This window comes from Paraburkholderia sp. A3BS-1L (assembly GCF_051125215.1).
GTDB lineage: Bacteria > Pseudomonadota > Gammaproteobacteria > Burkholderiales > Burkholderiaceae > Paraburkholderia.
In genome coordinates, this window is the sequence record NZ_CP120446.1 from 602,274 (window position 1) to 615,885 (window position 13,612).

Consider the following 13,612-nt stretch of genomic DNA (forward strand, 5'->3'; position numbering starts at 1 on the left):
AGGCAAGCTACGTTAATAGCTCGCATCGTGTGAAAACCGCCCGGAAAATCTGACGTGCCCCGTTGGGCGCGCACGCGTCGTCGAATATACGAACTGCATGGGCGGCGCTCCAGTCCGCTTACTGAAGAACCGCTCCAGCGTGTCGGCGCGCGGTCTGAGCGATTGAGAAACGGCCCTGTGACAAGCCTCCTGATGTGCGTGTGCGGCAAAAGCAAGCGTCACGAGTGCTGGACGAGCTAACGCCCTGGTTCGAAACAATGCTCATCACACTGTCGGCCAGGTCCAGGATGACGGCGGCGATCAACCATGCGCTCAATCGCCCCCGGCAGCTGGCAAACTTCGCCTGGGTTCGGATATGCACGCTACGCGGGCGGGATGTTCTGATTCACACGGAACAGGTTGTCGGGATCAAATTTCCGCTTGATCGCGGCAAGACTCGCATAATTATCGCGAAAGCATGCTTTCACACGATCCGCGCCCTCCTCCATCATGAAGTTCACGTACGCGCCGCCAGACGAGTACGGATGCAACGCCGTTTGATAGTCGCGCGCCCACGTGCTGATGCACTCCACATTCGCGGGATCGGGATCGACGCCGGCGAATACCGCTGCCCAGCGGGCATCCCGGTAACTGAACGCCGTCTCGTTGCGGTCCACGCGATGCGCCGCTGCGTCGATGGGGTAAAGATGCATGGTCGAATGCATCGTCGGCAACTGCGTAGCGTAATGCGCGTGCAGCGCAATGGCTTCGTCGGACAATTCGTTGAAAAAGTCCGCGCGCCAGTACCACTGCAAACCGGGGGGATAGAGGCCATCGAACGCGCGTTGCAGCATCGGGAACGGTAGTGCATGCACCCCATGCAGCGCCGGCCCGGTCGCCTGCACAGGCGCGAACACCGTTTCCGCCTGTCCGGGATCGCCGCTCCAGCACCAGACGACGGCGCACATTTTCTGCAGGTGCAGCGGCTCGGGAAACGGCGCCACAGGCGGCACGGTCATGAACGCGAAGAAGCCATTGAGTTCGTCCGGCGCATTGACGATGAATTCGCGGTACCATCGCATAACTTCGGTTGCCCGCTCGAGCGGCCACAACGTGGGACCGGCGATCACGGTGGATACGGGATGCAGTCCGAATTCGAACGAGGTCACGACGCCGAAGTTGCCACCTCCACCGCGCAATGCCCAGAACAGATCCCGGTGCGTATGCCCGTTCGCCGTGACAAAGCTTCCGTCGGCGAGCACCACGTCGGCTGCCAGCAGGTTGTCGATGGAAAGCCCGCAGCGCCGCGTCAGGTGGCCGATCCCGCCGCCGAGCGTCAGACCTCCGACGCCAGTCGTGCTGATGATGCCGGCTGGCACGGCGAGCCCGAACGCGTGCGTCGCATGGTCGACATCTCGCAGCCGGCAGCCGCCCTCTGCCCGCACGGTGCGCGCGGCAGGATCAACGTGAACGCCGCGCATAGCCGAAAGATCGATCACAAGTCCATCGTCACAGACTCCGAGACCGCCGCCGTTGTGCCCACCACCGCGCACTGCCAGCAGCAGTCCATGCTCGCGCGCAAAGTTCACGGAAGCGATGACGTCGGCAACATCAGCACATCGCGCGATCAGCCGTGGACGTTTCGAAATCATCGCGTTGTAGACCCGTCGCGCGTCGTCGTAGCCCGCGTCGCCCGGCTTGATGACCTCGCCCAGAAGGCTTGCGCACCACACCGCCAGATCGTCGTCGAACATGTCGATCTCCTTGCAATGTTCATGACGCTTACTGTAAGCGCGCCCGTGTACACCGGCCATCCGCAGGATTGATCAACTTGCGAAGTGACCGCCGCAAGGCCCGATAGTCGATTCTGACTACGGCGGGCCGGGCACCTACTTGACGCGTAGTGTCAGCCTCACTACAACGTATAAAGGTCGCGTTGTAAGTATCTTGTCACTCAGGAGAAAGCGATGGCGCTATTTCTGATTGAACGCCAGTTTGCCGACGAGCTCGAACTCAGCGCCGCAGACGCGGCGCTGCTCAAGGAAATTAACGACGCGAGCGGCGTCAACTGGCTGTTCTCCTTTCTCTCCGCGGACAGACGAAAGACGTACTGCCTCTATGAGGCACCCAGTGTCGAAGCCATTCGCGAAGCCGCAAGGCAAGCCGGCCTGCCGGCAGACGTGGTGGTGGAAGTGAGCGAGCTGCGGCCCGAAGCTTTCATCCAGGCGCCATAGGCGGGCCCGATGCAATGCCGGCTTTGCGGCCGCGACAACCGCGCTGACGCCCGCTTCTGTGACGCCTGCGGCACCCGTCTTGTGGACTGCACAGCACCGCAGGAGACGGTGCACGTGCCAGTTATCGGCCGCGAAGCCGAACTCAGCGCGCTTGCCGGTCTGATCGGGCAAATGGTGAACGGCCATGGGGCGTTCGCCATGCTGGCCGGCGAGCCCGGCATCGGCAAGTCGCACACTGCGCAGGCGCTGGCGCGCCAGGCCAGCGGTGTGCATGTGCTTTGGGGACGTTGCAACGAGCAGCCAGGCGCGCCGCCATACTGGCCGTGGCTGCAGATCATGCGCGCGTGGCTGGCAAGCCACGACGAGGAGATGCTGCGCTCCGTGCCGGTCACCATGGCTGCGCCCATTGCGGAAATTTTCCCCGAAATCCGGCAGCGCATCGTCGGCCTGGCGCCTCTGCTGCCGACAACCGATCCGCAGCAGCAGCGTTTCCGCCTGTTCGACGCATGGGCCGGCTTCTGGAAGTTCGCAGCGGCAACCGAACCGTTGCTGCTGATCTTTGACAACCTCCACTGGGCCGACGCGTCGTCGCTCTCCTTTCTCGAATTCCTTGCCCCTGAAGTTGCTGACAACCGCATCCTGCTGGTTGCCACCTATCGGGACGTCGAACTCGATCGCCAGCACCCGCTGTCGGCCACACTTGGCGATCTGGCCCGATACGCTCACTTCCACCGGTTTCACCTTGCCGGGTTCGACCGTCGCGAAACTGAGGCCATGGTCGCGCTTTCGGGCGGCAAGGGCATCACGCCGGTCCTTCTCGACGCGATCCACAGTCAGACTGAAGGCAACCCGCTGTTCATTGCGGAGACGATTCGTCTGCTGATTCAAGAAGGCACCCTGGAACACGGCATGCCAAGACGACTGGCCGAGCCGCGCCCTGCACCTTGTGTTCGTATCCCGGAAGGCGTGAAGCAGGTAATAGGGCGACGCCTGAACCGTCTGTCCCAGCCGACCAACCGCGTGCTCGAGCGCGCTGCCCTGATTGGACGGATATTCGAGCTTCGGCTGTTGCGACACCTGCTAGACGAAACGCTCGCCATTCATCTCAACGAGGCGATCGAGGAAGCGCTCAGGTCACACATCATCGAACCCGGCGAGCAGCCGGGCTGCTTCCAGTTCTCGCATGCGTTGATCCGGGAGACGTTGTATGACGAAATTGCGATGCTCACCCGATGCGGCCTGCATTTGCAAATCGCTCGCGCAATCGAGGAGCTGGACTCGGACGACGGTGGCCAGCACCTGTCGGTGCTCGCGCATCACTATGCGAATGCCCTGCCCGTGGCGGACGCTGCCCGCGCGGCCGATGTCGCCCGCCGCGCAGCGGAACGTGCGACGCGGCTGCTCGCCCATGAGGAGGCAGCCCGCTATTACCGGCTTGCGCTGCAGGCAGCGAGCATGATCGGAGCAGATGACCCGGCATCAAGGAGCAGACTTCTCAACGCGCTCGGCGAGTCGCTCACGCTACTGGGTGACTATCTCCAGGCACGCGAAACGTTCGGCCAGGCGATGTCGCTTGCACGTGGCGCAGGACAGCCCGAAGAGATGATGCGTGCGGCGATCGGCTTCGAAATGGCTACGTGGTCACCGGGTCTCCCCGGGCATAGCGCGGCACAATTGCTGCGTGAAGCGCTCGCCGCCCAGGATAGCGGTAACAGCGCTGGGAGGGCGAAGCTGCTCAGCGCGCTTGCGCGTGCGCTGATTTTCAGCGGCGATGATACCCAGGCCGCGATCGTGCGGGATCAGGCGCTAGCCATCGCGCGACGCGGTGGTGACAAGATTGCGCTCGCATCAACGCTGGCCTCAACGTTATCGATACGCTGGCAACCCGAGCGCAGCGGGGAAAGGCTGCGCGACATCAGGGAAGCACTCGATCTGGCCCAGGGCACGGGCAATCTCCCGCTCGCGCTCGATGTAAAGGCGTGGCAGCTATTCGAAATGATGGAACTCGGTGATCTATCGACGTGGCTCGTGCACCTCGACCAGTTTGAAAGGCAAGCCGACGAACTACGCCAGCCATTCATGCGCTACGTTGCTGCCACGTCACGCGCAACCTGTGCACTCCTGCAAGGCCGGTTCGACGACGCCGGGCACCTGATTGAACAGGCGCTGCAGATCGGTCGCCGCATGCCGGGGCTGGACGCGTCTGGCGTCTACGGCATACAGATGTTCACGCTGCGCTGCGAGCAGGGTCACCTGCGCGAACTGACTCCCCTCGTGCGGGCGTTTGTGCGCACAGTTCCCAAGTCAGGCCTGTGGCGCCCCGGTCTCGCTTTGCTCTACGCCGAAATCGGTTTGCTCGACGAGGCACGCTGCGAGTTCGAGGTACTCGCAGTTGATGCATTTGCTGCTATCCGCCACGACGCCTTGCGTGCAGCAAGCCTGGCGTATCTGGCCCAGGTGTGCGCCCGTCTCGACGACAAACCGCACGCCGGTGTCCTGTATTCCATGCTCCTCCCATACGCGGGCCGCAACCTCCTGATCGGGACGACGGTCGGATGCTTCGGCGCGGCGGCGTCCCTGCTTGGCATGCTCGCAACGACGCAGCGCAACTGGCAGGAAGCCCAGCGTCATTTCGAGTCTGCGTTGGCCATGAATATGCGACAGGGTGCCGAACCGGCACTCGCGCGCACACGCCTGCGCTACGCGTCGATGCGAATCGCCCGCAATGCGGGCGGTGACATCGACGCTGCTCGTGGGCTGCTGCAAGACGCCCATGCTGCCGCGGAGCGCATGGGCATGTATGAGCTGACCAGGGAGATCGACAGGGCTCGACGTACCATTGAACCGGTGCCCGCACGCGCCTGGCCGGCAGGTTTGAGCACACGTGAAGCTGAGGTACTGCGCCTCGTCTCAAGCGGACTCGGCAATCGCGAAATCGCCGCAAGGCTCTTCGTCAGTCCCAACACTATCGCCAACCACATCCGGGCCATACTGACCAAGACCCATTCTGCAAATCGAACGGAAGCGGCTGCATTCGCAGTCCGAAATGGATTGACGGATGGATAATGAGTATTCGAAACAGGAAACGGCAGGAATTTGCGAAAAACAAACTAATATTCCCTGCCGGACTTTCGCATTATGGCGTCATGAGTTCAGGCGATCCAGGCGGTCGAGCAGATCCCTGGCTTCTTTCTCGAGATGAATGGGCACCCGTGGTGTGGCGAGGATCTCCTGCACCCTTGAGCGCCAGTAATTCACACCCAATGCCTTGCCCACGTCAGGAGCACATCCGCCATGCGCTGAATGCTCGAGATGGCAGACAATGTCACGAAGGTGCGCGAGATCCGTTTCAGCAAAGTCATAGGTCAATGCAGTCTCCCCGTCGTCCGGTTCAGGAATAAATCATCTCCTGGGCGCATCGGTGCCTGAAGCACAAGGCATCGCCAGAAATGGCCTGCTCAACTGGACTTCGCAATCAAGCTCGCAACGATGCCTGATGTCCGACCCGATTCATCGATACCACTCTTGATGATCCAGATTACGCAGGAGACTGGCCCGGCGCCGTTCGCGACGATAATGAACAGCAACCGCAACCGCCGCGATAGCGAGCACGATCACGCCGACGGTGATAGCCATGCTGTATTGGTCCAACGCAGCCTCCCCAGGTATTTCCCAATCGCGGCCCGCATGCCGCAGGCAGACGTACTGGAGTCGATGCCCGTTCAATGAGTTGAATATTCACGGCCATGTCTATTGCCAGCATAATGCCCGCTATCTCACCCGTACCAGCGTCAATCCTGTTTCCACACCGTCTGCACGCTCGCATCATGTGAAATCGCCGCAGCAACGGGCGATGCATTAACGAGAGTCGTTCCGGTTTGTGCCCCACGAAGAGCCGCGAGCGACGAGTCTCATTGAGCGCGATCCGCACTGGCACCGCCCCGATTCAATTGAACGCAACCCCGGAGAAGAGCCAGATAGCGACGGGGAACCGTGCGCCTCTCATAGAATTCGACGACAGTTCCATGGCTCTTATGCTGCAGTCGTGCCCCGAATGGAATCCCCCTGAAGTACGAGCGCGCACTGATATGCACCACGCCTCGTGATGACGTCATGGTCAGGTGCCGTGTCGATTGTTTCCAGTAAGACGCGATACATTCCGCTACTATCGTCTCCTGCGCATCTGAGAGAGCGCTGAACGCGGGCGCCAGAGAAAAGACGCCTTCCTTGCGCGAGCATGCAACCAGCGCCAGACAAACGAATAACGGCACGATCATGTGGATGGCTTTCAAGCTCTCTCCCACCAGCGGGGCGCTGCCGCGCTGCATGTCGACGGATTCCCGATCCCGCGTGTTACCCGGCCGCAGTGCGGCCTGCCGGCTCTGACATACCTTTGCAGAGACCTCTGCGGTACACGATGCCCCAGCTCAAGCCGAAAATCCCGGCCAAAAGCGAACCAATAAGTACGCCAAGCTTGGCGACGGCGAGAACGTGAGGTTCGTGAAACGCCAGCATAGCAATGAACACCGACATGGTAAAGCCGACACCCGCGAGAATCGCAACGAGTCCAATGCCGGACCATGTCACACCCGTGGGCAGCCGACATAATTCCGACTTGACCAGCAGCCAGCTCACACAGAAGACGCCGAACGGCTTGCCCATCACCAGCCCGAGCGCAACGCCGGCAAACACGCGAAGGGACTCCGGTCGCACCAGATCCAGGCCTGTGAAACTCACGCCCGCGTTGGCAAGCGCGAAAAGCGGCATGATTCCGTAAGCGACCCACGGATGCAGCGCCCACTGTATCCGCACGACGGGCGGCAGCAACTCGCGTTGCGCCAGGCGCAGCGTCTGCATTGGGCTTGCAAGTCGGTCCAGGTCGCTGTTCGCGTCTGTGCCCCGATCCGTGACACTTCCTGCGGCACGGGCCAACTCGACCAGCGCGTGCTCCCGCCGTCGGCCCGGCACCACCGGCGTCAGAAGCCCGAGCACAACACCGGCTAGTGTGGGATGTACGCCACTCACATGAAAACCGAGCCAGACGAGCACACCGGGAACGATGTACGCAGGCGCCACGCCGATACCCAGGCGCTGCATGGCGAGGACCATCAGGATGCCTGCAGCCGCGACTACGAACCCGACATAGTCGAAACCGGACGAATAGCAGAACGCAATGACGAGTACAGCGATGATGTCGTCCACGATCGCGAGCGTCAGCAGGAAAATTCGCACGTTGCCAGGGATTGCGCGGCCAAGCAGCGCCAGCACGCCAACCGCAAAGGCGATATCGGTCGCGGTGGGGACCGCCCATCCAACGACCATCCCGGAAGAGCGGTTCACCACAAAATAGACCATTGCAGGCACAACAACGCCGCCTATCGCCGCGGCGAGGGGCAACATCGCCTGCCTGACGTCTCTTAGCGATCCCTCGTGAATTTCCCGGCGGATCTCCATTCCAACCACGAGGAAAAACACCGTCATCAGCGCATCGTTGATCCAGAAGTGCAGTGGATGGCTGAAAGTATGATGACCTGCGCTGAAAACGAGGGGCGTTTCCCAGAGCGCGTGGTACGCATGGGCGAATGGCGAGTTGGCCCAGACGAGCGCAGTGACAGCGGCCATGAGCAGGATAATGCCGCTCGCAGCCTCGATATGTAAAAAGTGCTCGAGCGCGGTGAATGCCTTGTGGGCAATTCGTTCGACAGGCGGAAGTTTCAGTGGCTTCAGGTCTCGTTGCATTGGCGTGCGAACTCCTGCGTGGCGGCCCGACCAGCGCAGATAGCCTGTCCCGCTGCGCCATGCAGCTAACACCCTTTACGGATTTTACATGAAGCTCTCCACTGCCCCACCGATCGCACAGTGGCCAGCCGCATTCCAGCCGCTGTCAGTGAGCGCAAACGGGTTGTTCGGCTTCCTTCTCGCCCGGCGGCTGCGCGATGTATATCGTCCGCGACGGAAATGCAAAGCCCAGCCCCAGTTCGCGCGTGAATTCCATCACGCCCAGGTTGATCTTCTGCTGGATGTCCATGTAGAGGTTGTACCCCGGATCAGTGACGTAATACACCACTTCAAACGTCAGGTCACTCGCCCCGAATCCCTTGAAGTGTGCGCGGTCAAAGCGGGCGGAGCCCGCTGCCTCGACCACCTGCTTCACCCGCTCCGGCACCTGGCGCAATTGCTCCGGCGTCGCTTCGTACGTAAGGCCGAAGGTAAATACGATGCGCCGTTCGGTCATGCGCTTGTAGTTGTTGATCACATTCTTCAGCAACCCGGTATTGCCGCAGATGATCTCCTGGCCACTGATACTGCGAATGCGTGTGGTTTTCAGGCCAATATATTCGACAGTGCCGGCCACATCACTGAAGGTAATGAAATCGCCAATCTCAAACGGCTTGTCCAGTCCGATGGCCAGCGACGCAAAGAGATCGCTGAGAATGCTTTGAACAGCCAGCGCCACGGCGACGCCACCCACACCCAGACTGGCGACAAACGCCGTGATGTTCACGCCCATATTGGCCAGCATCGCCAGCAGCAGCACCGACCACAACAAGGCGCGCAAAACCCATGACGTCATGGTCGTCAGTACGGGGTTATGTGCAAGCGTTCGCCGGACCCGGTGATGCGTCCACAGCCCCACGCCCCGGTTGAGCCACAGTGCGAGCTGCAAACCCACTACAAGGAACCAGAGTCTGTCGATCCTGCTGCTCCAGACTGGCGTGAGCGCGAGAAACTGTGTTCCCGCGAGCACGGCAGCAGCGAAGAGCAGGAACTGACGCGTACCGCGCAGCACTTCGACGAGCCCATCATCGACCCACGTTGAAGTACGTTTCGACCATGCATCGAGTCGTGCGATGGCCACCCTGAGCAACATGCCCAGCACCAGATAGCCGATGGCAGTCGCTGCCAGCGCGTAGCACCAGCGGGTTGCAGGAATACCGAGAAAGAAATTGAGGTCCAGCCAGCTTTTCATTGGTTTCCCCGTGAATCTTGTCAATGAACGTACTGCATATAGCTGCAATGCAAGCCCGATTGGTCGGCGATCGGAGGTAAAGGTTCCGCGCGATCAGAAGCAACGATCACCGGCACGATGCTGCCGACAAAGGAGTCCGCAGACTGTGCCCCAGCACAGGTGCAGCAATTTGGATACCCGTGTAATCATGACGAAGCGCCAGATGCGATCATGTCACGCTGTGATAAGATAAAGTCATAATACATAGACCACAATGCCATCGAGCGTCGATTTGAGAGACTGTGCAGGCAAACGAAGGTGGGCGGAACGCATGCTTTGCAACGCGTTGACTTAAGATCGCAACTTCCTGCGCCACGTCCTATTGGCCTTAGCTTTCGAACCCTCACCACATCGCAAACCGAGCGCGCCTGCAAGATCGACGAACGCCTTCGCATGATTCATTCCTTCGCTGCGTGGAACGTCCGGCGCGGCGGCATCAGCGCCTACGCGACACGTTCCACGTGCTTGTCGGCCCCGAGTCCAGGACGACGCGCCAGATGATACGGGCATGCATTGTCGCAGGAAGAGAGCGCGTGAATCCATAGCAGACCTGAACATCGTGCAAATTGCTCCGTTCACCGCTGACGCCTGGCCGGCTCGGGAACAGTCAATAATATACACATTTAAAAAAGCAGGAGACCACATGAGCCGGATAGTAGTGGTGTCAAATCGCGTTGCGGATCCAAACAAGCCAGCCGCGGGAGGCCTCGCGGTAGCAGTCAGGGAGTGCCTCCGGCGCACGGGGGGGCTCTGGTTCGGGTGGAGCGGACGCATCGTGGAAAGGACCAGGACCGACACCGGCCATGCGCACGCAAGTATCCAGGCGAGCGGCAAAATCCAGTTAGCTACGGTTGACCTAGATCGCCAGCAGTACGAAACGTATTACGGTGGATATTCAAACAATGTGCTCTGGCCAGTATTTCATTATCGCCTCGATCTGGCGCAATTCGACGAAGGTTTCGCCGCTGGCTATCGACAGGTTAATCAGCTGTTTGCGCAGCAGCTTTTCCGCCTTCTCAAGCCAGACGATGTCATCTGGGTCCATGACTACCATCTGATTCCCATTGCCGCGGAGCTTCGCGCGCTGGGCTGCGAAAACCGGATTGGATTCTTCCTGCATATCCCCGTTCCTCCCCCGTTGATTATTGCTGCCATCCCCGAGCACGAATGGCTGATGCGTTCCTTGTTCTGCTATGACCTCGTCGGCGTTCAGGCAAAGTCTGATCTGACTCATCTTGTGCGCTACATGGAAACGGAGGCGCGCGCCGAACGTCCTGGCGACGGAATTTTGCGCGCCTTCGGTCGCGAGTTGCGCGTCGGCGCGTTCCCGATCGGCATCGACGTCGACGAGTTCGCAGCACTTGCCGACGCTCGCGACAGCAAGGACATGTATGCAACCATGCGAGACGAGTATTCGCGCCGTGAGTTGATCGTAGGCGTCGACAGGCTCGACTATTCGAAAGGATTGCCCCAACGAGTACGAGCTTTTCGGGCGCTGCTCGATCGCTATCCAGAGAACCGCAGTCGGGCAACACTGATCCAGATCGCGGCACCAAGCCGCGAGGACGTCAACGCATATGACGAATTGCGCCAGGAAATGGACAGCCTTTGCGGCGCCATCAACGGCGATTATGGAGAACTGGACTGGATGCCGATACGGTATATACGTCGCAGCGTTGCGCGGCGCCGCTTGCCGGGACTGTATCGGGCGAGCCGGGTTGCAATGGTCACTCCGTTGCGCGATGGCATGAACCTTGTCGCCAAGGAGTTCCTCGCCGCCCAGGACCCGGGCGATCCTGGCGTACTCGTTCTTTCCCGATTCGCCGGCGCCGCTGAGCAACTGACGGAGGCATTGCATGTCAACCCTTACGACATCCAGGGTATCGCCCAGGCAATGCAGCGAGCGCTGACGATGCCTCTCGATGAGCGCGTAAGCCGCCATGCAGCGCTCATGGATTCGATACGACGCTACGATGTGCATTGGTGGCGGGCAACATTTCTCGATGAGCTGCAACGGACAGCCTGAGGTGCACACGCCTTGCAAGCAGGCGACGTCATTCGCGATGCACTTCGCGGCGCCTTAATGTGTCACCTCATATGGCACCGGCCATACGTTCAGTCCTCTCGCGGGGACCGAAAGGAAGACAGCGCAGTGGTAATCGTGCCGCGCACTACTCCGTGGGAACGAGGGCGTTCGTTGCACCGGTCGCGGACGTGCTTGTTGTACGTCAGGGAGAGTACAGGTCGATGTTCATAACCTTCTGCCCGTCGTCGCTCTCACTCGCATGGAACGCCCGTTCCGGCAAGTGGCGGATTGTCATCCCGTTCGACACCTGCTGCACGCGTCGTGTCCCTTCGCCGAACACGGTTGTGAGGTTAAGACCAGCGCTCGTCATAATGCTGTACAGTCGGGCGGCTGCCGACGCCGCTTGATATAAGGTCCGCTTCAGCAGTGGCAAACCGATGCCCGGAAGCATTTTTGCTGTAGTCTGCTACAGAAATCATTCAAGCCACGACCTTGCGCGGAAGAAAAGCACTCGAAATCGGGAGACCGCCGCATCATGCATCACCCACGTTTGTTCAGGCTCGACCTGCATCGCCTGATCCTTGGGCTTGCGCTCCTCACCGCACTTGCCACGTTAGCAAATGGTCTGATCGCGGCGAGGCGTGTACAGCGAGACGTCCTCATTGGCAATGCGCTCGAGTCGAATCGCGCATATGTGGAAAAAGTTGCTTCGAGCATCGATGGCTTTCTGCGCGACGCCCAGCGGCGACTAGCGTATAGCTCCGGCCTGCTCGACAAGCATTTCGATGACGCGATGCTCCGCCACGCAGAAGTACAAAGGCTGCAGGCGCAGGATATGGCGTTCAACTCCGTTGCGATCGTCGATGAATACGGACGCATTCTGGACGCAGTCCCCGACACACTTGAACTTGGCGGCCGAATGAATACTTCCCCGGGTGCGAGAGCGGCTCTAGGTGCGCGTCGACCGCTTGTCAGTCAAGCCTTCCATTCGACGGTCGGAAATCTCATGGTGCTCATCTCGTATCCGATTATTTCGCGACGCAACAAATATCGTGGATTCGTGGGCGGCGCCATTTATCTCCATGATGTGGGGGTCCTTCACACGCTTATAGCACGGCATTTTTATCGGAACGAGGCACGCGTGTATATCTTCGACGCTAACCGGGATCTGTTGTACGCACCCGATCAGGGACGGCTTGGTACCAGACTCGAAAGAAGCGAAGTTGTTGATGCCGTGCTGGCCGGAAAAAGCGGAGGCCGACTTATTTTGGGTGCCAAAGGTCTCGAAATGGTTACAGGGTTTGCGTCAATTTCTGCCGCAAACTGGGGCGTCGTCGTGGAATTACCAGTTGACGCGGCCGTTGCGCCACTCGACGAACTCCTTCTTAAAATGCTGCTGAGTTCGGCACCGCTCGGATTTCTTGGGGTTCTCGTGATCTGGTTATTTTCCTCGATGATCACACGCCCACTCGAGGAACTGGCCAGAAGCGCAAACGCTGCGCCCTCCCCCGGCATCCTGGAGCAAGTCAGAAAGATCGATGCCTGGTACTTTGAGGCGGAAAACATTCGACGTGCGTTACTCGCCGGTATTGCCGTGACACAGGAGACACTGAGCAGATTGAGTCAGGCGGCGCAGACTGATCCACTAACCGGGCTGTTCAATCGCCGGGCGCTCAATGACACCCTCAGGTTGCTGAAAGAGGGAAGACGATCTTTCTCAGTACTGGCAATCGACATCGATCATTTCAAGCGTATCAACGACGCACACGGGCACGATACCGGGGATCTCGCATTGATCAGTCTTGCCGGCCTTATTCGTGAGAGCTTGCGACATGACGACTTCGCCTGCCGCGTTGGTGGCGAAGAATTTCTGGTGATTTTGCCGGATACCTCGATCAAGGACGCGGTGGCCATCGCAAGGCGACTTCGTGAACGGGTGGAACAGGCAAGCGTGACACCATTCGAAAAACTCACGATCTCGGTAGGGGTGACCGTTTGGCCCTTTAACGACTCTACCCCTGCAGACGCATTGAGGCTCGCAGATCGCCTTATGTATCGCGCCAAGCGGCTCGGCCGGAACAGGGTCGAAGCCATTTCCGACTTCAAGCCGAGCGCGGATCAGGATTCCTGCGGGTGAGCGTGTGCCATGCTGCACCTCATCAGCATCGCATGACGTCGGTCGGTGAGCGCCGGCGAGGAGATGGGGGAGTAAATGCTCGCGAACTGATAGCTGATTCCCACGGCGGGCGGGCCACTGCGCGCAGAACGGTAACTGTCGTATGCAGAATAAAGCGGGAGCTTTGCCGCGCACCAAAGCACAGACTGTACACCCCGGCGTCATATTGCTGAACCCTCGCCCGCGAG

The 13,612-nt window shown here is 60.0% G+C and carries 11 protein-coding genes; 4 read left to right on the forward strand and 7 right to left on the reverse strand.

From position 1 onward, the window contains the following. Positions 1-362 precede the first annotated feature (362 nt). A complete protein-coding gene (locus P5W99_RS38410; protein ID WP_434667129.1) occupies positions 363-1,733 on the reverse strand; it encodes an FAD-binding oxidoreductase in 1,371 nt (456 codons plus the stop codon). Positions 1,734-1,946: 213 nt separating this feature from the next. Here P5W99_RS38410 and P5W99_RS38415 point away from each other — a divergent pair, with 213 nt between their 5' ends. Continuing rightward, positions 1,947-2,213: a DUF4242 domain-containing protein gene (locus P5W99_RS38415; protein ID WP_434667132.1), complete on the forward strand. Its 267-nt coding sequence runs from the start codon at positions 1,947-1,949 to the stop codon at positions 2,211-2,213. A 9-nt stretch (positions 2,214-2,222) separates the two neighbouring features. Next, entirely contained in the window at positions 2,223-5,279 is a 3,057-nt protein-coding gene (locus tag P5W99_RS38420) for an AAA family ATPase (RefSeq protein ID WP_434667135.1), read from the forward strand. Between the two features lie 78 nt (positions 5,280-5,357). Here P5W99_RS38420 and P5W99_RS38425 read toward each other — a convergent pair whose 3' ends face one another. The 5 genes from P5W99_RS38425 to P5W99_RS38445 form a co-directional block, all read right to left on the reverse strand. Then, the gene (locus tag P5W99_RS38425) at positions 5,358-5,582 is read right to left on the reverse strand and encodes a hypothetical protein (protein ID WP_434667138.1); all 225 of its coding nucleotides are present in this window, start codon (positions 5,580-5,582) and stop codon (positions 5,358-5,360) included. A 141-nt stretch (positions 5,583-5,723) separates the two neighbouring features. Next, entirely contained in the window at positions 5,724-5,849 is a 126-nt protein-coding gene (locus tag P5W99_RS38430) for a hypothetical protein (protein ID WP_434667141.1), read from the reverse strand. Positions 5,850-6,124: 275 nt separating this feature from the next. Then, on the reverse strand, positions 6,125-6,541 hold the full coding sequence (locus P5W99_RS38435; RefSeq protein ID WP_434667144.1) for a hypothetical protein: 417 nt from the start codon (positions 6,539-6,541) through the stop codon (positions 6,125-6,127). A 25-nt stretch (positions 6,542-6,566) separates the two neighbouring features. Further along, positions 6,567-7,952: a Na+/H+ antiporter NhaA gene (nhaA, locus tag P5W99_RS38440; protein ID WP_434667146.1), complete on the reverse strand. Its 1,386-nt coding sequence runs from the start codon at positions 7,950-7,952 to the stop codon at positions 6,567-6,569. Between the two features lie 145 nt (positions 7,953-8,097). Continuing rightward, the gene (locus P5W99_RS38445) at positions 8,098-9,183 is read right to left on the reverse strand and encodes a mechanosensitive ion channel family protein (protein ID WP_434667149.1); all 1,086 of its coding nucleotides are present in this window, start codon (positions 9,181-9,183) and stop codon (positions 8,098-8,100) included. Positions 9,184-9,865: 682 nt separating this feature from the next. On the opposite strand from P5W99_RS38445, the gene otsA reads away from it, so the two are divergent. Then, entirely contained in the window at positions 9,866-11,248 is a 1,383-nt protein-coding gene (otsA, locus tag P5W99_RS38450; RefSeq protein WP_434667151.1) for an alpha,alpha-trehalose-phosphate synthase (UDP-forming), read from the forward strand. A gap of 202 nt (positions 11,249-11,450) precedes the next feature. On the opposite strand, the gene P5W99_RS38455 is transcribed toward otsA, so the two are convergent. After that, positions 11,451-11,699 carry a hypothetical protein gene (locus P5W99_RS38455; protein ID WP_434667153.1) on the reverse strand — a complete coding sequence of 83 codons (249 nt, stop codon included), beginning with the start codon at positions 11,697-11,699 and terminating at the stop codon, positions 11,451-11,453. Positions 11,700-11,783: 84 nt separating this feature from the next. Here P5W99_RS38455 and P5W99_RS38460 point away from each other — a divergent pair, with 84 nt between their 5' ends. Further along, the gene (locus P5W99_RS38460) at positions 11,784-13,385 is read left to right on the forward strand and encodes a diguanylate cyclase (protein WP_434667156.1); all 1,602 of its coding nucleotides are present in this window, start codon (positions 11,784-11,786) and stop codon (positions 13,383-13,385) included. The last annotated feature ends 227 nt before the right edge of the window (positions 13,386-13,612 follow it).